Origin of the sequence: Paenibacillus sp. FSL R7-0216 (genome assembly GCF_037969915.1) — a bacterium.
Lineage (GTDB): Bacteria > Bacillota > Bacilli > Paenibacillales > Paenibacillaceae > Fontibacillus > Fontibacillus rhizolycopersici.
On sequence record NZ_CP150222.1, the window covers coordinates 1,003,667 to 1,024,714 of the forward strand.

At 51.9% G+C, this 21,048-nt stretch carries 22 protein-coding genes; 18 read left to right on the top strand and 4 right to left on the bottom strand.

The features are described from left to right. Positions 1 to 339: 339 nt before the first annotated feature. The 5 genes from MKZ15_RS04255 to MKZ15_RS04275 are packed head-to-tail and all read left to right on the top strand — an operon-like array spanning position 340 to position 3,974. Positions 340 to 1,341 carry an ABC transporter ATP-binding protein gene (locus MKZ15_RS04255; RefSeq protein WP_193415735.1) on the top strand — a complete coding sequence of 334 codons (1,002 nt, stop codon included), beginning with the start codon at positions 340 to 342 and terminating at the stop codon, positions 1,339 to 1,341. Then, positions 1,334 to 2,092, top strand: a complete 759-nt coding sequence (locus MKZ15_RS04260) for a DUF2705 family protein (RefSeq protein ID WP_339820078.1) — start codon at positions 1,334 to 1,336, stop codon at positions 2,090 to 2,092. The genes MKZ15_RS04255 and MKZ15_RS04260 overlap by 8 nt, the downstream gene beginning before the upstream one ends. A gap of 47 nt (positions 2,093 to 2,139) precedes the next feature. Further along, a complete protein-coding gene (locus MKZ15_RS04265) occupies positions 2,140 to 2,514 on the top strand; it encodes a GntR family transcriptional regulator (RefSeq protein ID WP_193415733.1) in 375 nt (124 codons plus the stop codon). Positions 2,515 to 2,532: 18 nt separating this feature from the next. Continuing rightward, on the top strand, positions 2,533 to 3,231 hold the full coding sequence (locus tag MKZ15_RS04270; protein WP_155606677.1) for an ABC transporter ATP-binding protein: 699 nt from the start codon (positions 2,533 to 2,535) through the stop codon (positions 3,229 to 3,231). Then, positions 3,228 to 3,974, top strand: coding sequence for a hypothetical protein (locus MKZ15_RS04275; RefSeq protein WP_339820082.1), 747 nt, complete (start codon positions 3,228 to 3,230; stop codon positions 3,972 to 3,974). The genes MKZ15_RS04270 and MKZ15_RS04275 overlap by 4 nt, the downstream gene beginning before the upstream one ends. 74 nt (positions 3,975 to 4,048) lie before the next feature. Here the strand turns inward: MKZ15_RS04275 and MKZ15_RS04280 are convergent, their stop codons facing one another. Next, complete coding sequence (locus tag MKZ15_RS04280; protein ID WP_339820085.1) at positions 4,049 to 4,771, bottom strand: DUF1129 family protein; 723 nt, start codon at positions 4,769 to 4,771, stop codon at positions 4,049 to 4,051. A gap of 251 nt (positions 4,772 to 5,022) precedes the next feature. On the opposite strand from MKZ15_RS04280, the gene MKZ15_RS04285 reads away from it, so the two are divergent. From MKZ15_RS04285 to MKZ15_RS04295, 3 genes are all read left to right on the top strand, one after another. Continuing rightward, positions 5,023 to 5,244 (top strand): hypothetical protein, encoded by a 222-nt coding sequence (locus MKZ15_RS04285; RefSeq protein ID WP_193415731.1) that lies wholly within the window; start codon positions 5,023 to 5,025, stop codon positions 5,242 to 5,244. 145 nt (positions 5,245 to 5,389) lie between these two features. Then, a complete protein-coding gene (locus tag MKZ15_RS04290; RefSeq protein ID WP_193415730.1) occupies positions 5,390 to 6,214 on the top strand; it encodes an alpha/beta fold hydrolase in 825 nt (274 codons plus the stop codon). Between the two features lie 117 nt (positions 6,215 to 6,331). Next, positions 6,332 to 7,120 carry a class III extradiol ring-cleavage dioxygenase gene (locus tag MKZ15_RS04295; RefSeq protein ID WP_155606672.1) on the top strand — a complete coding sequence of 263 codons (789 nt, stop codon included), beginning with the start codon at positions 6,332 to 6,334 and terminating at the stop codon, positions 7,118 to 7,120. 101 nt (positions 7,121 to 7,221) lie between these two features. Here MKZ15_RS04295 and MKZ15_RS04300 read toward each other — a convergent pair whose 3' ends face one another. Further along, on the bottom strand, positions 7,222 to 7,704 hold the full coding sequence (locus MKZ15_RS04300; RefSeq protein WP_155606671.1) for a DoxX family protein: 483 nt from the start codon (positions 7,702 to 7,704) through the stop codon (positions 7,222 to 7,224). 227 nt (positions 7,705 to 7,931) lie between these two features. Between MKZ15_RS04300 and MKZ15_RS04305 the strand changes: the two genes are divergently transcribed. From MKZ15_RS04305 to corA, 4 genes are all read left to right on the top strand, one after another. Beyond that, positions 7,932 to 9,005 (top strand): DUF3048 domain-containing protein, encoded by a 1,074-nt coding sequence (locus tag MKZ15_RS04305; RefSeq protein WP_339820090.1) that lies wholly within the window; start codon positions 7,932 to 7,934, stop codon positions 9,003 to 9,005. 193 nt (positions 9,006 to 9,198) lie between these two features. After that, positions 9,199 to 9,813 carry a DUF47 family protein gene (locus tag MKZ15_RS04310; RefSeq protein WP_155606669.1) on the top strand — a complete coding sequence of 205 codons (615 nt, stop codon included), beginning with the start codon at positions 9,199 to 9,201 and terminating at the stop codon, positions 9,811 to 9,813. An 80-nt stretch (positions 9,814 to 9,893) separates the two neighbouring features. Next, positions 9,894 to 10,883, top strand: coding sequence for an inorganic phosphate transporter (locus MKZ15_RS04315; RefSeq protein WP_155606668.1), 990 nt, complete (start codon positions 9,894 to 9,896; stop codon positions 10,881 to 10,883). Between the two features lie 516 nt (positions 10,884 to 11,399). Further along, positions 11,400 to 12,359: a magnesium/cobalt transporter CorA gene (gene corA / locus MKZ15_RS04320; RefSeq protein ID WP_193415725.1), complete on the top strand. Its 960-nt coding sequence runs from the start codon at positions 11,400 to 11,402 to the stop codon at positions 12,357 to 12,359. 43 nt (positions 12,360 to 12,402) lie between these two features. On the opposite strand, the gene MKZ15_RS04325 is transcribed toward corA, so the two are convergent. Continuing rightward, positions 12,403 to 12,906 carry a hypothetical protein gene (locus MKZ15_RS04325; RefSeq protein WP_193415724.1) on the bottom strand — a complete coding sequence of 168 codons (504 nt, stop codon included), beginning with the start codon at positions 12,904 to 12,906 and terminating at the stop codon, positions 12,403 to 12,405. Positions 12,907 to 13,249: 343 nt separating this feature from the next. Between MKZ15_RS04325 and MKZ15_RS04330 the strand changes: the two genes are divergently transcribed. The 6 genes from MKZ15_RS04330 to MKZ15_RS04355 all read left to right on the top strand — a co-directional run bounded on the left by MKZ15_RS04330 (position 13,250) and on the right by MKZ15_RS04355 (position 20,374). Continuing rightward, positions 13,250 to 13,540, top strand: a complete 291-nt coding sequence (locus MKZ15_RS04330; RefSeq protein WP_059047100.1) for a YerC/YecD family TrpR-related protein — start codon at positions 13,250 to 13,252, stop codon at positions 13,538 to 13,540. Positions 13,541 to 13,571: 31 nt separating this feature from the next. Continuing rightward, on the top strand, positions 13,572 to 14,393 hold the full coding sequence (locus tag MKZ15_RS04335; protein WP_339822281.1) for a CbiX/SirB N-terminal domain-containing protein: 822 nt from the start codon (positions 13,572 to 13,574) through the stop codon (positions 14,391 to 14,393). A gap of 28 nt (positions 14,394 to 14,421) precedes the next feature. After that, positions 14,422 to 15,312, top strand: a complete 891-nt coding sequence (locus MKZ15_RS04340) for a diacylglycerol kinase (protein ID WP_193415723.1) — start codon at positions 14,422 to 14,424, stop codon at positions 15,310 to 15,312. A gap of 687 nt (positions 15,313 to 15,999) precedes the next feature. Continuing rightward, the gene (gene rlmD / locus MKZ15_RS04345) at positions 16,000 to 17,415 is read left to right on the top strand and encodes a 23S rRNA (uracil(1939)-C(5))-methyltransferase RlmD (protein WP_339822284.1); all 1,416 of its coding nucleotides are present in this window, start codon (positions 16,000 to 16,002) and stop codon (positions 17,413 to 17,415) included. Between the two features lie 768 nt (positions 17,416 to 18,183). Continuing rightward, complete coding sequence (gene fliD / locus MKZ15_RS04350; RefSeq protein WP_339820097.1) at positions 18,184 to 19,434, top strand: flagellar filament capping protein FliD; 1,251 nt, start codon at positions 18,184 to 18,186, stop codon at positions 19,432 to 19,434. Positions 19,435 to 19,804: 370 nt separating this feature from the next. Continuing rightward, complete coding sequence (locus tag MKZ15_RS04355) at positions 19,805 to 20,374, top strand: hypothetical protein (protein ID WP_339820100.1); 570 nt, start codon at positions 19,805 to 19,807, stop codon at positions 20,372 to 20,374. A 61-nt stretch (positions 20,375 to 20,435) separates the two neighbouring features. Here MKZ15_RS04355 and MKZ15_RS04360 read toward each other — a convergent pair whose 3' ends face one another. Then, positions 20,436 to 20,792, bottom strand: a complete 357-nt coding sequence (locus MKZ15_RS04360; protein WP_155606583.1) for a putative zinc-binding protein — start codon at positions 20,790 to 20,792, stop codon at positions 20,436 to 20,438. Positions 20,793 to 21,048: the final 256 nt, after the last annotated feature.

The following is a 21,048-nucleotide window of genomic DNA, read 5'->3' on the forward strand; positions in this document are numbered from 1 at the left end:
GAGGAGGGCTTTTTTGGTGTGCAGCTTCGTGTATAACGGAACGTAGAGACCTTATTTTGCGAGGAAAAAGCCCTCGCCAATTTCTAACGGAACTGAGAGGCGTTATATGGTTCGAATCGCGGTGGTTATGACGGTTTTGTACCCCATAAGGTCACCTCGTTCCGTTAGCTTGGGAAACCACGCGGGAAATTGAAAATAACGTCACGACGTTCCGTTAGCGTTGACGGAGATTGCCGAATCAGAGGCTCGCCCTGAATATTTTTGAAATTAGGCTTTACAATACCAACACACTAGTGTACTATTTAACTATGACACCGACACATTGAAGGAGTGAATCAAATGAACGCGCAGTTTCAGCATATGGAAAACACCGTGCCTGGCTTAGACGCGGCGGGTAACCTGCCGGGGCGGGAACCGGTCGTGTTATCAGTAAAGCAGGTTACGAAAAGAATCGGCAGCAAACCGATCGTCGATAAGCTGTCTTTTGATATTCGACGGGGAGAAATCGTGGGTTTGTTGGGACCAAACGGGGCCGGGAAAACAACAACGATCCGCATGATCGTCGGCCTGATCGGCATGACGGAGGGCGATGTCCAAGTGAAGGGCGTCAGCGTCCGGCAGCATTTCGCCAAAGCGATCGCCCACGTTGGCGCGATCATTGAGAATCCGGAGTTCTACCCGTATATGACGGGGTACGACAATCTGAAGCAATATCAGCGGATGAGCGAAGGGATCACGGAAGAGCGGATTCAAGAGGTTACCCGACTGGTCGGCTTGGAGAAGGCGATGAACAAACGCGTGAAGGCTTACTCGCTAGGCATGCGTCAACGGCTCGGCATCGCGCAGGCCTTGCTGCATCGTCCGTCGATCCTGATTCTCGATGAGCCGACGAACGGACTGGATCCCGCGGGGATCCGGGAAATGCGTGACTATCTCAAGCGCATCGCCTCCGAGGAGGGCATTGCCGTCCTCGTGTCCAGCCACTTGCTGGCGGAGATGGAGCTGATGTGCAGCCGCGTGGTCGTCATTCAGGAAGGGAAGCTCGTGACGGAACGTACTCTCGGCGAAGCAGCGGAGAAGGCGGAGGAACGGGTGAACGTGACGTTCCGGGTCGGCGATACGGAAGCCGCGAAGGCTAGACTCGTTCGGATGGAAGAAATCCGTATGATGGGAGTATCTCCGGAACGGGGAGAGGTGACGATCTCGGTTCGCGACAGTTACATTCCGCGCGTAGTTGGCGCGCTGGGCAGCGAAGGGATCGCGATTTACCGGATCGAGGAAGTCAAAGCGTCGCTGGAAGATGAATTCCTGAAATGGACGGGAGGAAACCAAATTGCGTAGTTTTACCAATCTTGTCGTTAACGAATGGCTGAAGATGTCCAAGAAACGCAGCTTTCTAGTCCCCTATGTACTAATTGCCGCGTTTATCGCCGGGATGCTATATATGATGTACAATTACTCGGATCAGTTGCCGTCGTTCCTTGAATTTGCCGGGATGGCGATATCCAGAAACGGTTTAGGTCAAATGCTTACTTTGCTGGTTATCATCTGTACGGCGGGCATCGTGGCGAAGGAGCACAGTCTCGGAACCATCAAGCTGCTGCTGATCCGCTCGCAAAGCCGCAGCCGGATTTTAGCCTCCAAATACGTAGCCGTGCTGTTGTTTATTTTGTCAATCTTCGTCTTTACGCTTGCGATAGCCCTGCTCGGCGGAGGGCTGGTTTTCGGATTCGGCGGTTCGCAGGAGACCAGCTGGAACGATGTCCTAAGTGGAGCCTTATATCAAGTCATTTATACGCTCGTCTATGTTACGATCACTTTCCTTGCCAGCATCTTAACGCGTTCATCGGGAGCGACGATTGGCATCGGGATGTTCCTCGTTGTCCTGGAGGAATTGGTTGTCGTCTTGCTTTCGAGATATGAGTTCGCAAAATACTTGATCTTTGCTAACGCCGATTTGTCGGTTTACACGAATGGGAATCCACCGATGCCCGGCATGACGTTGACCTTTTCCTCCGTGGTGATCGCCGCTTATTTAGTCTTGTTTCTCGCAGTCAGCTTTGTTACGTTTAAAAAACGAGATGTCGCTTGACCGAATGATTCACGTTAGCGACATCCGGCGGAAAGGAGCCATGAAAGGTGAGCATCGAATTTGACAATAATCTGCCGATCTATCTGCAAATTATGAACTATTTAAAAAGAGAAATCGTCACCGGCAGATTGAAGGCCGGCGATAAAATCCCATCCGTACGCGAACTTGCAGCTGAGCTGCAGATCAACCCGAATACCGTGCAGCGGACTTTTCAGGAATTGGAGCGTGAAACCGTCGTGGAAACGAAACGGGGACTCGGAAGATACGTGACAAGTGAGGAATCGAAAATTATGAATATTAAAAAAGAAATGGCCGGGGAACTGCTTGACCGTTTTATTGGGGGAATGCAGGAGCTGGGTTTTACCAATCAAGATATTGCAGCGCTGGTCGCTGACGCTATGAAATCGGACGATCAACACTAGGGAGGAGGGCAACCAGCAATGGAACAATTATTGGAAGTGCAAGGCGTATCGAAATCGTACGGCAGCAAAAAAGCGTTGCACGGGGTGTCCTTCAGCATCGGTAAAGGGAAGATCGTCGGCCTGCTCGGCACGAACGGCAGCGGAAAAAGCACGTTGATGAAAATCGCCGCCGGCCTGATCCACCCCTCTGGCGGTAAAATCACGGTAGACGGAACCCCCGTAGGGTTAGCGACCAAATCGCTGGTGTCATTTATGCCCGATCGCCCTCTAACGGAATCCTGGATGAAAGTACGGGACGCCGTGGGATTTTACCGGGATTTCTACCCGGATTTCGATGAGCAGAAGGCTCGCATGATGCTGGACTTCATGAACTTGCATGAGAAGGAAAAGATCAACGCCCTATCCAAGGGCATGAACGAGCGGCTTCAACTGACGCTGACGTTGTCGAGAAATGCGAAACTGTATTTGCTCGACGAACCGATCGGCGGGGTGGACCCGGTGGCCAGGGCCAAAATTTTGGACGCCATCGTGGAGTTCTATAATGAGGAGAGCAGCCTGGTAATTTCCACCCACCTAGTGCGGGATATCGAGCGGATTTTCGATGAGGTGATTTTTATCCGGGGCGGCGAGGTTGTCATGCAGGAGGAAGTGGAGAACTTGCGGATCCAATATGGCAAAAGCGTCGATGACATGTTCAGAGAGGTGTTTGCAGAATGATGAAACTATTGAAGTACGATATCAAGCAAAATGCCAATACCTTGTTGGGGCTGGCCGCTGTCTTGGTGATCGTGCAAGGCTTGCTATCGATTGCGGGTAATCTTCGCCATTGGGATCCAGAAGCCATCTTCGTCTTAACCATCGTGCTTTATCTTACGGCCGCAATCATCATGATCGTCCAGGCGTGCAAAACGTTCGCAAGCAGCATTAAGGCGTATCATCGTCGGTTGCTCCCGCTGCATCCCATCTGGACGATCTTGTCCTCGCTGCTGTTCAGCTGGCTTGTGGCGCTGATGATCGTGGTCATTATCGGGGCTCATGCGGCGTTGTATCTTTCGCTGGCTCAGGTTCCCATCGATTTCGTGAGCATCGAGTTGGTTGGCGTGAAGGACGTGATCTTGATGGTCTTAAGTATCATCTGGGTGTATACGCTGCTGATCCTAACGATTTTTATCTCCATCACGATTGGCGCCAGCGTGAGCATTCAGGGCAAAGCTGGAACATGGGTCGGCATTATCTCCTTTTTCTTGATCCAAAACGGGATCTCTTGGCTGGAAAGCCTGCTCTTTAGAGGGAATGATACGACGATGCTGAACTACGGAACGATTCGTATCGGTACCTCGGAAGAGACCGCGGAAGCGTTGAACTTCATGTCTCTGGGTCCGCTCCTGTTCGAGGTTGTTCTGGCTGGCCTGATGATTTACGTCATCTCTTATCTGCTCCGTAAACGGGTCCAAATTTAAGATTTCACGAAAAAACCGCAGAGGTCGCGCCTTCCTTCCTTTAAGGGGGCGGACTCTGCGGTTTTTTGAATGGATTAACTCTTCGAGCGGCGTCCGAAGAAGAAAATTTGCCCGGCCAATCCTACTACAAATACGATCAGGCTATCCCAAGGGGATACGGTGAAGGCCGGCATGATCCGGTTCAGCAAGGTGCCAACGATGATCAGCACGGCGGCTACCGCGATATAAGTACCGAATGCCCGGAGATTGAACCCCCCGGGGCCGGAGGAAGGCCCAGCTCCCGGTGTTCCGGATTCCTCCTTGCCGTCCGCAGCTTTGGAGCTGTTGCCCAAGAAGCGGGTGACCAGTTCGATGAGTACGATCGACAAGCCGGCGATGATCAGCAGCGAGGAGCTGCTGATCTGCGTATATTCCAGTTCTCCGCCAAACCATTTGCTGAAAAACCCGGTGATCATATAAATAAAGAAGACCCAGGTCAAGGCTACCCAGGGAATCATCGTATAATATTTGATTTTGTCCTTCAGGGTCCGGGGCTTCCGTCTCTGCACATCCTCTTCCATCTCCGCGCAATACGCCTTCGGATCGGCTCCGAAAAGTTCTGTCGCCGAGACTCCCTTGGCTTGGTTCTTGACGATTTGCCGGGCCAGGTCCAGCAGGATCTCTTCCCCTTTGGCTTCAGTAAGCGAGCTTGCGCCGGAACGGAAGTACAAGACCATCTCCCCGAAATACGCTTCGTTATCCGGCGTCATTTGCTGCCGCAACCGTTTTGTCTCGCCGATCATTTCGTGGATATACATGGTAGTATCTCTCCTCCCAGTTTCTTCCGTAGTATACTGCATAGTTTGTCCGATTCGCAAGGGACCATGGCAGGGCTGAATCGGCAGTGGAACAGAACTAATGGATTATGAACATTCCTTGAACAAGGAATAAAAAGCGTCCGATCCTCCAAAAACTACAGCATAAGTACAACGGCAGGTGCCGGCGAAAAAGGTGAGATCTGTTGCCATGAAGCGGCCTGTACATTTATCAGTTGCGGGAGGCAGAGCCAGTGGGAAAATATGAATCGGAGCTGACCCGGAGGTATTTGCTGAACAGCAACTCCCGGGGCAGCCTGGAAGAAGTCGTGACGAATGATACCGCCGAGGATGGCGACATGTTGTGTGGAGATGACGAGGCCTGCGACGAAGGTCATATGGGCAATCACCAATTTATGAAAGACTGGGAGGGCCGGGTCACGACCCATTCTTATTTCCGTCAATCTTATGAATAGGGATTAGTGCATCCCGTTGGCGATCCGATTGACACTCCGGTTCCGGTAATGATAAGATAAGCTTAAATCACATTAAACTTATCGGATTTTACTGGAATACTAAACTATACGATTCATTGCCGGAGTACGGGGAGGAGACGGGGATATGGAAAGACAGATCGTCATCAATCATGGAGAAGAACAGCTTGCGGCCAGCATACATTACCCGGCCGAGAACAAACAAGGGGGGCGCTGCAACCGCGCTCCCCTAGTCGTCATCTGCCACGGATTCGTAGGCAGTCGCATCGGCGTCGATCGTCTATTCGTCAAGACCGCAAGGGAACTGGCGGCAGACGGGTTCCTTGTGCTTCGTTTCGATTACCTCGGCTGCGGCGAGAGCAGCGGGAATTACGGCGAGCACGGCGTCGAATCGATGATCGCCCAGACCCGGACGGTACTGGACTATGGTCTCGGGGCTTTCGATATCGATCCGACGCGGGTGACGCTAATCGGGCATAGCCTCGGCGGGATGATCGCACTCTTGACCGCGAACCGCGACCGGCGCGTGAAGAACCTTGTCCTATGGTCGGCCGTTGGCTATCCGTTCAGCGATATCGTTAAAATCACCGGGCGCGAGCTGTATGACCGGGCGGTGAAGCACGGGGCCGCGGATTATTTGGGGTTTGGGTTGACGCCAAATTTCTTCGATTCACTTGGCGAGTTTCAGCCGTTCCAGGAAGCGGTGAAATTCAACGGCGACGTATTTGTGGTGCATGGGACTTCGGATGATACGATTCCGGCAGATTACGCCTTCTTGTATCAAAAGGTGTTCTGGATGCGGCCCGAGGGGCGCTGCGATAAAGAGATTATTTTTCAGGGCAATCACACGTTCTCGTCCGGCGAGCACCAGCATCAAGTGATCCGGAAGACGAAGGAATGGCTCGGTGGTCTGGAAGCCAAGCAAACCGAATGGCAGCATTGGATGATATAAGTTAGCTGGGGGAGAAGGCATGCACCCGACTCGGATACACAAAAACTGGTAAAATCCTTCCGGGATGGATACAATGAAGATGTAACCATTTTTTGGCGTAGGGAGGTTTGGGAGCTGATGTCTCAGCCTGCATTGTTTATTGCACACGGATCGCCTACTTTGGCCATTGAGCAAAACGCGTATACGGAATTTCTACGTCAGTTGGGCCAAGAAACGCTGGAGCTACCCAAAGCCGTTGTGATTTTCTCAGCTCACTGGGATGATCCAGTACAAGGGGTCACGACCGACACGAGGCATACGACGATGCATGATTTCTACGGTTTTCCGGAAGAAATGTATGCGATCGAATATCCGGCTCCGGGCAGTCCCGAGCTGAGTGAAGAAATTGAGGCGATCTTTCGAGCGCACAACTTGCCGTATAAGCCTTCGGAGGGTAGAGGACTCGACCATGGGGCCTGGGTTGTCTTGCAGCTGTTGTTTCCGTCTGCTGAGATCCCGGTAGTAGCGCTATCCGTGGACGCCAAACGCGAACCTGAAGAACAATATGCCATCGGCAAGATGCTGGCCGAGCTACGGCATCAGAACATTCTCGTCATCGGCAGCGGCGGATTGGTCCACAATCTTCGCCTTCTGGATTGGGAAGCGCGGGAACCGGAAGCCTGGGCGGTTGAATTCGACGATTGGGTGGGTCAGCAGCTTCAGAGCTGGGACTTGCGTCAGTTGTTTGATTATGACCACAAAGCTCCGCATGTGCGAATGGCGATACCGACTTACGGACGAGAGCATTTTGCGCCGTTGCTGTACGCCATGGGGGCTGCGGACGACGAGCGCCAGGCTGTGAAGCTGTTTCAGGATTATCAGTACGGCAGCCTTAGCTTAAACTGCTGGAGGTTCGGCGGCAGTTAATGGATGGAAAACTTCTTCCGGCTAACGAAGAGACCGGTCCTAATAAATAAAGCGCAGAACCCAAGGTTTGGGGTCTGCGCTTTTTTCTGGCTGGAGCGAGGTCAACGCCGTCGTCCGAAGTTCTTACGGAAGTAAGGCTGGATGAAGTAGTCCAAACCGATCCGCCCGGCATTCGAACCGGCCACGACGATAAAGATTTGGAGCAGCAGCAGCAGCGGGTTCGAGCTCACCGTGCCCGAGAACAAAAAGGCAAAATTCATGACCATGCCGAAGAAGGCAGCCAGCCAAGTAAAGGTGCCGAGGATGAGGCCAAGTCCGACGAGGACCTCGCCATAAGGTACCAAGATATTAAACAAGCCGACGTTCGGTACGGCAAAGTGTTCAAGGAACGAAGCCCACCAACTCGACACGGCTGGGTGTTCGCCGCCGCTCTTCTCCAGGGCTCCCGTCAGAAATCCAGCGGCATCAAAACCGCCGGTCACTTTCCCCCACCCCGAGGTCAGCCATTCATAACCTACGTAAAGTCTTACCAGCAAGAGCAGCACAGAAGCAATCGTACTCTCCCTTAACCATTTTACGATCATATCTACATCTCCTTTCCGCTATAGGCGGTGACAGTGTTCGTTCTTTTTCGTGGAAATTTTCTCCTATCCTTTAGTATTCATATTAGGGTCTAAATTTAAAACATTCAATTATTATTTTAAATTTTATTCAATATCGGATTCGTCATGGAAAGAAGTGAGGTTCTGGCTTCCCCCAGATCGGCGATTCAACGTATAATGTAGAAAACTCAGGAATTATGACGGAGGATATGCCTTTGAAATCATCGAAGTTAAGTTGGCTGCTGCTTGTATCGCTGCTCGTCGTTTTGCTCTCCGCCTGCGGGAAGAGCGGTGAAACGGTCCCTCCTGCGGACGGTATTGCTCCGCCGCAAACGGCGGTTCCGGAGGAGACCACGCCGTCCGAACCGGCGACTCCCGCTTATACCGCCCCGCTGACGGGGCTGCCGCTGGAGGAGCCGCTCACTCGCAGACCGCTCGCCATCATGATCAACAATGCGCCGGCGGCCCGCCCGCAATCGGGCTTGATCGATGCAGACGTCGTCTATGAGGTGCTGGCCGAAGGCGGAGTCACGCGGCTGATATCGATCTTCCACAGTCAGCCGGACAATGCCAAGATCGGTCCGATCCGCAGCATCCGCCCTTATATGATCGATTTGGGCGAAAGCTACCGCGGCGTGCTGGTGCATGCCGGAGCAAGCAATGACGCCTATGCGATTCTGCAAAGGCAACACAAGGAGGATCTGGACGAGATCACGAATGCAGGCTCTTTCTTCTGGCGGGACAAGTCCCGGAAAGCGCCGCATAATTTGTATTCCAACGTGGAGAAGCTCCTGGAAGGTGCCGCCAAGCGCGGGTATGCGACGGAGGAGACGGCAGTACCTGCGTACACTTTTTATAAGGAGAACGAACAACCGATTTCCCTGGAGACGGCCAACAACGTGGAGATTAAATTTCAACTGGACAATTACCGGGTAAGTTACTTATACGATGCCGCGACCGGGCAGTATAAACGGTCCATCAATGGCGAGCCGCATACCGATCTGGAGAGCGGAGCGCAATTAACTGCCGCGAACGTGATTGTCATGGGGGCGGACCATCAGGTATTGGACGACGTTGGCCGGTTGGATGTCGGACTGTCGCTTGGCGGTGAAGCGATGTTGTTCCAGCAAGGCAAAGTGACTCGGGCCGAATGGATCCGCAAGGACGGTGACATCATCCGCTTCATCAAAGATAACGTGGAGCTGCCAATGGTGCCGGGCAAGACATTCATCCACATCGTACCGAATACCCCGGATTTCTCCAGTCATGTTAAGGCGGAGTAAAGGCGGGAAAGGCAGATCTTGTATTTTTAAGGCGATGGAAGGATAACTCTGACAGAATAAGGGGAATTATAAGCACATGATCGTGAAATGTTTGCGACATTATTTCCTATCTGTTAAGCAGTTGTGATAAGATATTCAAGGTTGTGTAAAAACGACCGTAAGAAATACCTTATGGAGAGAAAAGGGGATACTGATGCGAGTGAAGAAGAAAGATATCTTTTTCCAGACGTTAGAGGATATGGCGGATACGATCGTGCATTCGGCTGATTATTTTGCCCAGCAAGTGGCGGAATTCAAGGACGTTGAAGCGTTCGCCAAGAAGATGAAGGAATACGAATCCAAATGCGATGAATACACCCATAGAATCATCGTAGAATTGAACAAAACGTTCATTACCCCCATTGAACGGGACGACATCATGCATCTAATCACGGCGCTGGACGATGTGATTGACGGGTTGGAAGCTTCGACTTCTCGATTCTTCATGTATCATTTGACCGAGCCTGACGAATATATCGCCCGGTTCGCGGAAATTCTGCGCAATTCGGCATATGAAATCCAAAAGGCGATCCATTTGCTTTCCCAGAAAAAGCTGCTTGCGATTCGTGAATATACGATCCGTCTGAACGATCTGGAGAATCAAGGCGATGAGTTGCTGCGCATCTGCATCAAGGAACTGTTCATGAAGGTGACGGATCCGATCGAGCTAATCAAGAAGAAAGAGATCTACGAACGATTGGAAACGACAACGGATGCCTGCGAAAAGGTAGCCAACATGCTGGAATCCATCATCATGCGTAATTCTTAAGAACTTCACTCTATATTTGATATTCGGGAGGTTAGAATTGCGCGGATTTACATAGAGAACACCATCTGTGCAAAAAAGCTATGGATACGAGTTTACTGATTATTCTTATCGTTATCGTGCTGGCGCTGGGGTTCGACTTCATCAATGGCTTCCATGATACGGCCAATGCGATCGCGACCTCGGTCTCAACGCGCGCGTTGAAGCCGCGGACGGCGATTATGATGGCAGCCGTGATGAACTTTCTGGGCGCGATCTTGTTTACCGGCGTCGCCAAAACAATCGGGGGCAGCGTGGCCGATCCAGCAAAGCTGGATAACGGTCTGGAAGTCTTGATCGCTACCTTGCTGTCGGCAATCATTTGGAACTTAATTACGTGGTGGTTTGGGATACCGTCGTCTTCTTCCCATGCACTGATCGGCTCCTTGGCTGGGGCCGTGTATGTTGGCGCAGGACCGGACAAGCTCAACTGGAGTGGGTTTACGACGATCGTTGAAGGTCTGGTCTTCTCTCCGCTGATCGCTTTCGCCATTGGTTACATCGTCATGTTGGTTTTAAAGTGGATCTTTGCCAGACGCAGCCCGCATACCGTAAATAAAGGCTTTCGTTCGCTGCAGATTGTGACTGCTGCGCTGCAAAGCTTCACGCATGGTACGAACGATGCGCAGAAAGCCATGGGGATTATCACATTCGCCTTGGTGACGGCCGACTTCCAGGATCATATGGAAGTGCCGCTTTGGGTTAAGCTCGCCGCAGCAACAGCGATGGCGCTGGGAACCTCAATCGGCGGCTGGAAGATCATCAAAACGATGGGGACGAAAATTTTCAAAATCGAGCCGATCAACGGTTTCGCTGCGGATATTTCGGCCGCATCCGTTATCTTTGGAGCGACATTGTTCCATTTACCGGTCAGTACGACGCATGCGATTACGTCGGCGATCCTCGGTGTAGGTTCGGCTAAACGGTTCTCCGCCGTACGTTGGTCGATGGCCGGACGTATCGTCATCGCTTGGGTGATTACGATCCCGATCGTGTTTATCATGGCCGGAGCCATCTACAAGCTGCTCTTCTAAGAGGAAGTTCAAAAAGTCGTCTTTTGATCACGAAGCTGGACAAGAAGTGGACTCGACATCGAATCTTGAATGCAGCCGGGCCTTCCGTTGCTCACGTAGATCTGTCTACGCTCCGCTACTCAGGCCCTAGCTTCATCCAACCTTCTTGGTGCTGAAAAGCCGAATTTTTGAACCTATATTTAAGAGGAAGTTCAAAAAGTCGTCTTTTGATCACGAAGTTGGACAAGAAGTGGACTCGACATCGAATCTTGAATTCAGCCGGGCCTTCCGTTGCTCACGTAGATCTGTCTACGCTCCGCTACTCAGGCCCTAGCTTCATCCAACCTTCTTGGTGCTGAAAAGCCGAATTTTTGAACCTATATTTAAGAGGAAGTTCAAAAAGTCGTCTTTTGATCACGAAGCTGGACAAGAAGTGGACTCGACATCGAATCTTGAATTCAGCCGGGCCACTATTTTAGGAATAACGACGAAAGCCAATCTGCCGAGGATTGGCTTTTTTTGAGGAGGCGGCGTATTATGATCAGGGTCATGGGGATGACGCGGGACCATCAGGTTTTGACGGACCTTCCGTTGGAGCGGATCAAAGACGGGCAGTTCGTGTGGACCTGGGTTGATTTGGACGCTCCTACGTCGGAGGAAGCCGAGGTACTCGCGAGTTTTTTTCATTTCCATCCGCTGGCGATCGAGGATTGCTTGCATGTGCTGCAACGGCCGAAAATGGACTATTATGAAGATTTTCAATTTCTGGTGCTGCATGCGATCGATGAACAAACGCTGGATACCGTAGAAGTGGATCTGTTTATCGGAGATGACTGTCTGGTTTCGTTTCACCAGCGACGGCTGGACGAAATGGATGAAGCGTGGAACAGTATGCTGAAACGGGCTCATGACCGTAAGGTCTGGGTGCACGGGCCATATTCAGCGGCCTACATGGTAATCGACAGTCTGGTGGACCATTATTTCCCTTGCGTATATTCAATTGAAGATGAACTTGATGAATTGGAGAGTAAAGGCAGCAGCGAGTCGGTCGAGCAGTTGATGAACCAGGTATTCGACCTGCGCAGCCGGCTGCTCAAGTTGCGCCGGACGATCGTGCCGATGCGTGACCTCATGTACCGCATCCTGAATTCGCAGCATGTCCAAGGGGACAAGGAGCCGCGGGCTTATTATGCGGACATCTACGACCATCTGCTCAAATTGTCGGAGATGATCGATGCTGATCGGGAAATGACCGCGGATTTACGCGACTCCTATATTTCGCTGAATTCCAATCGGATGAACGGCATCATGAAGACGTTAACGGTTATCACCACCGTCTTTATGCCGCTGACGCTGATCGCCGGCATTTACGGGATGAACTTCATTAATATGCCGGAGCTACAGTGGAAATACGGGTACTTTGCCGTCATCGGGCTGATGGCCGCGCTTGGCGGCTGGATGATTCTCTGGTTTAGTAAACGGGGCTGGTTTAAGTAAGTTGACTCGCGAGCGTGTTGCTGAAAGTAAAGCCGCCGCCGAGTTAACGGCGGCGCTTACCCGATTTGCCGGATTTCCCGGTCGACGAGCGTTTTCCGCTGCGGCTGGTTCCGGTACGGCTTCCGCTCTTCTTGCGGGTCGATTTGCTACGGCGTGGCCGGGAATCGTCCATCCGGCCGGTTCTACCGCCACCGGATTTGCCTTTGCCTCCGGGCAATAAAGCGGTGAACAACTTCGCCATCGGGGCGAACTGCTGCACGGTTTGCATCACCTTTTGCACTTGGCCCATCGTGGCCAAGATGCCGTCGATCCCGCCCATCCGGTCGACGATTCCTTTCAGGTCACCTAAACTGGGCAGCGATAATCCGCCGCCGGATTTCGGCGTTGCGGCGGCCGGCGCTTGGGTTGGTGTGGGGGACGGCGGGGAGTAAGGGACCAGCGAGGAAGCCTCCGCTTTGATTTCGTACGGATTCACCCCCGGGTAGTAATGGGTGTACGGATAGAACGGGGGCACCGGACCTTGGCGTGAATCATAGTTTTGGGGCATGGTATCACTTTCCTTTTCGGATATTTTGTCGGGCAGGCAGACGATGAAGGCCCGTTTCCTTCTTGTCCGCCCATCCGAGACAAGACCTAGGTTTGGAGCGGTATACGCCGCAGGGGACCCGCTCATTGGAGTCGGCGTTATTTTCCCTAGCTAGGCGTTTGTATTACTATACTGTATGTGCCCGCCGGGTCTTGCGTATGGACGAATGTCCCGGTTCTGGTGGGCGTTCGCGGATTTTGGGCGTTCTTTCTGTGATGCGTGAAACCGTTAATGCTTGAAAAGGAGTACGCCACTCGGGTACAATGAGGTTGTGGTTACAGTAACGGTAGGGGATGATAATTCAGTGCAACTGAAGAAGTTAAACGACAAAACGATCGATCAATTATTCGAAGCCATCTTAACGTTAAAAGACATCGAGGAATGTTACGTTTTTTTTGATGACCTGTGTACCGTAAATGAAATCCAGTCTTTGTCGCAACGTCTGGAAGTGGCCCGTATGTTGGGCAAAGGCAACACATACAACCAGATTGAAGCGGAAACCGGCGCGAGCACGGCGACGATTTCGCGGGTGAAGCGCTGCCTGAACTACGGCAACGACGGCTACAAAATGGCGCTGGATCGTTTAGGGCGTTAAGCCTATGACCAAGGAAATACAAGCACGGTCGATGGTGCCGGATGCTGGCCGGGAGGCTCTTCAAGCGGAGCTCTCCCGGAAACCGGGCGTGCTGGTGATCAGCCACGGTTCCCCGGACGAGCATTGGGTGGCCCTCGTGGAGGCGGCAGTATCGGAAGCGGCGGGTGATTTGCCTGCCGGACTTCCGCTGGCCTGCGCTTTTCTCGAAACCGTGGAAGGCCGCCTGATTCAGAATGGCATCGATCGGCTGGAATCTCAGGGAGTGACGGACATGATCGTCATTCCCTTGTTCGTTTCCTCTGGGAGCACACATATCGATGAGATTGCTTATGCGCTTGGCGTGAAGGATACGCCGGAGAAGGAAACCGATCTGGAACGTTTTCGGGTTTCCGCTCGGGTGTTTTTTGGCGATCCTATCGATGAGGGGCCGCTCGTCGCCAAGATGGTATGGGACAAGGTGAAGAGGCTGTCGTTGCAACCGGAGCGCGAAGTGCTGCTACTCGTAGGACATGGCAGCGGGCACCCAGGATTTTTACAGCGGTGGGAACGCGGCATCGCTTCGTTGGCAGCACAATGCGGAGAACTCGCCGGGTTAGCGGGCGGGGCTGATTACGCGCTGCTAAATCCGGACAACATCCGTTCGAAGGTGCAGTATTGGTCGGAGCAGCGGGGGATGGATGTGATCATCGCGCCGCTCTTCTTAAGCGCCGGATATTTTACGAAGGTGACGATCCCGTCGCGGCTGGAGGGGTTGCCGCATCGGTATTCGGGGGATGCCTTGTTGCCCCATCCTTTGGCGGCTCGCTGGATGTCGCAGCAAATATTGAATATAATGGGATCATTGACATGTTGACATTTTGAGGTCAGGTGGCGTTTGTAGAATGAAAAGAGCTAGGTTGATTTATAATCCAACCTCGGGAAGAGAAGAGATGCGGCGCCTTCTGCCGGACGTGCTGGAGCGACTGGACCAGGGCGGCATCGAAACGTCGTGCCATGCGACGACCGGGGAAGGCGATGCGACGCGTGAAGCTGCTCTGGCGGTGGAACGCGGATACGACATCATTATCGCGGCCGGCGGCGACGGGACGCTGAATGAGGTCGTCAACGGCATGGCCGGGAAGAGCAACTTGCCGCCGCTAGGGGTGTTCCCGCTGGGCACGACGAACGATTTCGCTCGCGCTATGGGAATCTCCCGGCGCTGGGAGGATTATTGCGACTTGGTCATCGAGAATCAAACGAGACCGATTGACATCGGCCGGGTGAACGGCCGGCATTTCATCAACATCGCCGGCGGCGGCTCGCTCACTGAGCTGACTTACGAGGTGCCTAGCCGGCTCAAGACGATGATCGGGCAACTGGCCTACTACATGAAGGGCATCGAGAAGATGGCCAGCCTCTCGCCAACCACGCTGATCATCGATGCGGAAGGCTACGAGACGATGGAAGGCGAGTTCATGCTGTTCCTGATCGCCAACAGCAATTCGGTGGGCGGCTTCGAGAAGCTTGCGCCGGGTGCACGCATCGACGACGGACTGTTCGACGTGATCGCCGTCAAGAAGTGCAATCTGGCGGAATTCATCCGCCTGGTGACGATGGCGCTACGAGGCGATCACTTGGGCGACTCGCACGTCGTCCACTTCAAGACGCGGCGCATGGAAGTGACCTCGCCCGGCCGCGTACTGCTCAATCTCGACGGCGAGCTGGGCGGCGAATTGCCCGGCGTGTTCGAGATTTTGCCGCAGCATTTGCGGATTTTTGCTGAGGGTGAATGAGGGAAGAGATTAAAGATTAAAGATGGTTGAGACGATCCCCCGCCGGGTTGGCGGGGGATTTGGCTTGGGTGGGACGTGCACGAAGGTAATGACCAAGGATAACGTAAACTGAACTCTGTACGGCGAGTTATATGGGATCCCATGGGATGAGCTAAGGAGTCTCGCATGGGGGTTCGAAACAAACGAAGTGGAAATTCTACAGTTATTTTATGGAGAAGACGAGCCGGGCGAGAATGAGATGGAAATCGTACAGTTAATATCGGGGTTTTAGGCGAGAAGGGGTTGGATGCGTCGAATGAAGTGTAGGATTTCCAGTTATTTTTGCGAAATCGGGCCAAACGGGGTAAATTAGATGGAGGATTTACAGTTAGTTAGTTTCAGAGCGCTACAGGAACTATAGGAGCTACAAGAACGATGAACAGGCGTTCTTCCCTCGATGGCGGGGGTTAAAGTATATAGGTAGGACTACGTTGGATGGAAGCAAATTTGAGGAACCGGTTCAGTTGAACATAGAAGGAGAACATGATGAAGAAGCAACGGAGTAACAACGGTCGTCCCGGTGGCGGTCGGATGGGTGGAGCCCGAGGAAAAGAAAACTTGGCTAGTGGCGATCGAAGCGGTCGCGCTGGGCGAGGCGAAGCCGGAGGCAGTCTTAAATCGCGGGGGCGTGCGGCAGTGGCCGATGCGGTGATCGCCGGCCTTCCCGTAGCGAAAAACGATGAAGTCGTGATTGACATCATCGGGATGAACCACGACGGCGAAGGCGTCGGCCGGGCCGAGGGCTATACGCTGTTTGTGGCTGGCGCCTTGCCGGGCGAGAAAGCCCGGGTCAAGGTGCTGAAGACGAAAAAGCAGTATGGTTACGCCAAACTGCTGGATGTGGTTGAGGCAAGTGCGGACAGGGTGACTCCGCCTTGTCCGATCTACGACAAGTGCGGCGGCTGCCAGCTGCAGCACTTCGGCTACGATGCGCAGCTCGCGTGGAAGCGGCAGCACGTCGTCGACGCGCTGGAGCGGATCGGCAAGCTGCGCGTAGCGGAGGGCGCGCCTGCGGACGGCGACCATGCCGTCGTCGTGCGGCCGACGCTCGGCATGGCCGAGCCTTGGCGCTACCGCAACAAGGCGCAGGTGCCCGTCGGCATCACCGACGGCGCGTTGGTCGGCGGCTTCTATGCCCGCGGCAGCCATCGCATCGTCGACATGGAGACATGCCTCATCCAGCACGAGAGCAATGATGACGTCGTTAGCCGCGTCAAAGCGATCGGCCGCCGCCTCGGCATCACCGCCTACGACGAAGAGACGGGCCGTGGCCTGCTTCGTCATGTCGTGGTGAAGGTCGGCTTCCGCACCGGCGAAATGATGCTGGTGCTGGTTACGAACGGCGACCGGATCCCCCATGAAGAGGAGTGGATCGCCGCGATCCGTGAGGAGATGCCGTCCGTCGTCAGTATCTGCCAGAACGTCAATACGCGGCAGACGAATGTCATCTTCGGCGACGTAACTCGCGTCCTATGGGGGCGCGAAGTGATCTTTGATTCTATCGGCGACGTGAAATTTGCGATTTCGGCGCGTTCTTTTTACCAAGTGAACCCGCTCCAGACGGAAGTTCTCTATGGCAAAACCGTGGAATACGCCGGTCTATCCGGCCAAGAGACGGTCATTGATGCCTACTGCGGTATCGGCACCATCTCCCTGTTCCTGGCGCAGCATGCCAAACGGGTGTATGGTGTGGAGATCGTCAAAGAAGCGATCGAGGACGCCCGCGTCAACGCCGAACTGAACGGCATGAGCCACGTCACCTTTGAGGTGGGGGCCTCGGAAGACGTCATCCCGGCCTGGAAAGAACAGGGCATCGAAGCCGACGTCATCGTCGTCGACCCGCCGCGCAAAGGCTGCGACCCGCGCCTGCTGGACACCATCCTCGAAATGAAGCCTGAGCGGGTCGTGTACGTGTCGTGCAATCCCGCGACCCTGGCCCGCGACCTGCGCCTCCTGGAGGACGGCGGGTATCGGACGGTAGAAGTTACTCCGGTGGATATGTTCCCGCATACAGTGCATGTGGAGAGTGTGGCGTTGTTGGTGAGGGATTTTGTTGAACTCTAATAAACCCCTGATATTCATAATAAACCTGTGCTAAAAATCAAATAAAGACGAGTTGGGGAAGGGATGAATGGAGAACTGGCAAAAACCAGATCCATCAAAATACCCCTTTGGTTAGTGAAGATCCTGTTATTAATGAGAAAAGGCATATATTGGTTACAACTCCTATTGTTAAGAGAAGGTGACGGTGATGAAGTTCGGGAACAATTTCCTGGAGCGTCGTAGAGTATGCCGGCATCTCCCCAACTAACGTAGACGAAATTCGGTGGTTATAAGTGGCTGCAGACAGTAACGAAAACATCGATGTGAACTTTATGTCAGACCAGTTTGGAGCCCCGGTATTTATGATATAGAGATTGCGATGAAGTACATCAACCTTAAACAGTACAAAGCTAGCTAAACAGCCTGCTCCCATCGGAGCAGGCTGTTTAGCTGTGAGTCTTAGAATAAGTGTTAGGTTTAGATAATAACAGTAAAGTCGGCCGAACTGGCTTCGTTTACTGGAATCGTGCTTGTTTCGTTATTGCCCTTACTTATAAATTCGAACTTAAAGTTTTCTTTATGTTCCATATAAGGAACAATCTATTATGATATATTACTGGTAATATTTACAGGCTTCTGACGAAGAATCGCTGGCTGTTAAGGGGATGGTATATGCGTGCAGGGCAAGAAGCTGCGCACCTCGTAAATTGCGGGGGTGAAACCATAGCCAACTTAGGTTGAAGCAGAGATGATCATTAATATTTTGCGACAGTATGGAGGGGTAGATGGATGGCGTTATCGATTAACTCGTATAACTTGATGAATCCGGTTAGCAGAACGACGTCTTTGAGTTTCCAAGCTTCCGATAGTCTGGGTGCGAACCCATCGCTATTCTCGAAGTTCGTTTCGAAGAGCAAATCATATGAGCAATATATCAAGACAGCGGCAACCGGGATTGCGAATTTTATGAAATCTGCGCAGGATATGCAAGCATCGGCACAAAAGTTAATGCAGAAGGAAAATTCACTTTTCCAAACAAGGATGGCGGAATCATCAGATAGCAAGAAGGTTACCGCAACTGCATTGGCCGGAGCTGCGAGCAAAACTTATGAACTTAACGTGAATGCGATCGCGACTTCTCAAACGAACAGTGGAACATTTCTGTCTAAAGTAGACCATTCCGTTGTAAGCAAGGGCATGAATCAGTTCAACATTACGATAGGCGGCAAGACAACGAAGGTATCGGCTGCCATCTCGGATAACGATACGAACGATCAAGCACTGACCAAGCTGAAAGATGCGGTCAATACAGCGAAGACGGGTGTAACCGCCCATATTGTAACGGATGATAAAACAGGCAATAAGAAGCTTGAGTTAAGCAGCGACAAGACAGGAGTAGATCAGGCTTTCAGGGTTGAAGATGTTACCGGCAACGCGATGTCGACAACCGGCGTTCAGTATGTTACGCAACTAGCTTCGAATGCTTCCTACAGCGTGAATGGCGGCGCTACTCAAACCTCGCAGTCGAACACGATTGATCTGGAAAAGGGCAAAGCTACGGCGACACTAATCGCTCCATCGATGGAAGCTGTGAACATTCAAATCAAACCGGACGAAGGCAAAATCATCGCGCAAGTTAAAGATTTGGTGTCGAGTTACAATTCGATGCATGAGCGTTTGAAAGAAGCCGGTGGAGTTATGAATTCGTCTGTCCGAAAAAGCATGGAATCGTTAGTCAGCTCATCTACCTATGAGCGAATCGGTATTCATCGTAACGGTGATGGTACTATCAAACTGGATGAAGAGCAGCTTAGGAAGAGCTTAAGCTCAAATTTCGAGCAAACAACGAAAGCGATTAGCGGCAACTATGGTCTAGCTGACCGTTTATCATCAGCAGTGGAAAGATACAATGAAGTCCCGGCAAGCAGCTTGCTGAACTCGAAGGCTCGCCAGATGCAGCAATTCGCGATGTACCAGTCATCGATGCAAATGGCTGTGCCAACACAGGAAAACGGGTGGTTCGTGAATACGCTGTATTAACTCGATACAGCCCACCTCAACGGTGCATTCGGAGTGTGCCAAGTTTACATTAATCCTAAATAGTCTACCTAAGAGTCGCGAAAAACTCAGGGATTCACTCCTGCTTTTCCTCGGCTCTTTTCTCTGTTTTTAATGGGAAGGGACGATATGGCTCGGGGGTATTTGTTCCCAACATAGATCCTTTTAGGGGGACCACTTGTAATAATTTGATCAAGAACAACTCTCGCATTTCCAGTATAATGATAGCAACGCCAACACATCTCATAGTGAGGGGGTTGCGTAATTCATGAGATGCGCAATATATATTCGTGTTTCGACAGATAAAGAGGAACAAAAATCGTCTTTAGAGAATCAGAGGAGTTAGAAAATCATGTCTTGGAGTAAATTGAAGCAACAACTGGAGGGTTTTCTCAGTCCAGCGTTAATTGGCAGGGTCGAATACCGAGCCCCCGCTTACCGCTATTTACCTGATAAATCAGGTACATGTTATATCACGGTAAATAAAAAGAACGTACTCAATATGAGAGATAAAACGAACTTGATCCGATGGTATCAAACCGAGCTGGAGATCAAGAATGATCCGGAATTCCAAGTTCCTATAAGCAGTGACGAAATGGAAGCGGTCAGAAAAGATACCAAGGGGAAAGTGCCGGAGGATCGCTTAATCGTCATAGCCAGAAGCAAAAAAAGTACGGAACATGCAAAAGAGCTTTTGTCCGCACAGGCTGCATTAAGTAAATCGAATTTCAACGTTGTGGCTAATACATTTTTGACTACTCCTATAGAGGAGAGTCTGGAGAGCAATGATATCTTATTGAATATTCTAGCTTTAGTGGACAAAAGAGTTGGAAAGAAGCGGATCTTGAATATGTCCGAGAAGATGAAGTTAAAGCATCCGATTGTCCAGTATTTCTATGAATTGCGGCGCAATACCTTGTGAAGGTTGATCCCCGCGAATGACTAGAGATGGCCTAGAGGACGAGCAATTTTGATTTTTGTTGTTACTTGATCCGTTCGAGAATCAGATGATAGGCATTCTGAACATGCTGGGGATTGGGATCTTCTCCAAGACGCTTGGGCACATCGAATTTTGATAAATCAAAATGATGCTTGGGTTGGACGTCATGCCTGGCTAAACAGCTTTTGCAGCAGGCCAACGGGCAACCGTCAATGGCAATGATGTCACGTCCGGACTTTGCTGTTCTCACTAGCGGCTTTACGTCACCTCCGACACCAGCAATGCAGGACATTTCGGCGATCATTTCCCGATCCATTTTAATCGCAACTTGGTTAGCGGTTTGAGCAGCCGAGGAACATCCGGAGCAGGAGTAGACTAGAGGCAGATCATTTTTATTCATGGGTATCCCTCTCCATTCAACAAATTAATTGTCAGTATAATCCGGGATGACGGGTTGAATAGTGAGGCGGGTCACTATTGGATTGAGGATCTTCGGTTGCCGCTTGTTGACAATGGATTTGAAGCCGTGAGTCTCAAGGCTCGCACGACGCTCGATCGTGAGCCGAAGCCTATCCTATCACCTCTACCTATCACGCGGTGGAGGTTTTTTTATGCGGACACGGATCATTCAAACTACCGATGTAATCGGAATATAT

Excerpts from the sequence above, each read along its gene's own strand:
- MKZ15_RS04255 (WP_193415735.1), top strand. The coding sequence starts at position 340 with ATGAACGCGCAGTTTCAGCATATGGAAAACACCGTGCCTGGCTTAGAC.
- MKZ15_RS04360 (WP_155606583.1), bottom strand. The coding sequence starts at position 20,792 with ATGAATAAAAATGATCTGCCTCTAGTCTACTCCTGCTCCGGATGTTCC.
- MKZ15_RS04335 (WP_339822281.1), top strand. The coding sequence starts at position 13,572 with ATGGTGCCGGATGCTGGCCGGGAGGCTCTTCAAGCGGAGCTCTCCCGG.
- MKZ15_RS04270 (WP_155606677.1), top strand. The coding sequence starts at position 2,533 with ATGGAACAATTATTGGAAGTGCAAGGCGTATCGAAATCGTACGGCAGC.
- MKZ15_RS04290 (WP_193415730.1), top strand. The coding sequence starts at position 5,390 with ATGGAAAGACAGATCGTCATCAATCATGGAGAAGAACAGCTTGCGGCC.
- MKZ15_RS04325 (WP_193415724.1), bottom strand. The coding sequence starts at position 12,906 with ATGCCCCAAAACTATGATTCACGCCAAGGTCCGGTGCCCCCGTTCTAT.
- MKZ15_RS04280 (WP_339820085.1), bottom strand. The coding sequence starts at position 4,771 with ATGTATATCCACGAAATGATCGGCGAGACAAAACGGTTGCGGCAGCAA.
- MKZ15_RS04305 (WP_339820090.1), top strand. The coding sequence starts at position 7,932 with ATGCCTTTGAAATCATCGAAGTTAAGTTGGCTGCTGCTTGTATCGCTG.
- MKZ15_RS04355 (WP_339820100.1), top strand. The coding sequence starts at position 19,805 with ATGTCTTGGAGTAAATTGAAGCAACAACTGGAGGGTTTTCTCAGTCCA.
- fliD (WP_339820097.1), top strand. The coding sequence starts at position 18,184 with ATGGCGTTATCGATTAACTCGTATAACTTGATGAATCCGGTTAGCAGA.
- MKZ15_RS04275 (WP_339820082.1), top strand. The coding sequence starts at position 3,228 with ATGATGAAACTATTGAAGTACGATATCAAGCAAAATGCCAATACCTTG.
- MKZ15_RS04315 (WP_155606668.1), top strand. The coding sequence starts at position 9,894 with ATGGATACGAGTTTACTGATTATTCTTATCGTTATCGTGCTGGCGCTG.
- MKZ15_RS04300 (WP_155606671.1), bottom strand. The coding sequence starts at position 7,704 with ATGATCGTAAAATGGTTAAGGGAGAGTACGATTGCTTCTGTGCTGCTC.
- MKZ15_RS04295 (WP_155606672.1), top strand. The coding sequence starts at position 6,332 with ATGTCTCAGCCTGCATTGTTTATTGCACACGGATCGCCTACTTTGGCC.
- corA (WP_193415725.1), top strand. The coding sequence starts at position 11,400 with ATGATCAGGGTCATGGGGATGACGCGGGACCATCAGGTTTTGACGGAC.
- MKZ15_RS04340 (WP_193415723.1), top strand. The coding sequence starts at position 14,422 with ATGAAAAGAGCTAGGTTGATTTATAATCCAACCTCGGGAAGAGAAGAG.
- MKZ15_RS04310 (WP_155606669.1), top strand. The coding sequence starts at position 9,199 with ATGCGAGTGAAGAAGAAAGATATCTTTTTCCAGACGTTAGAGGATATG.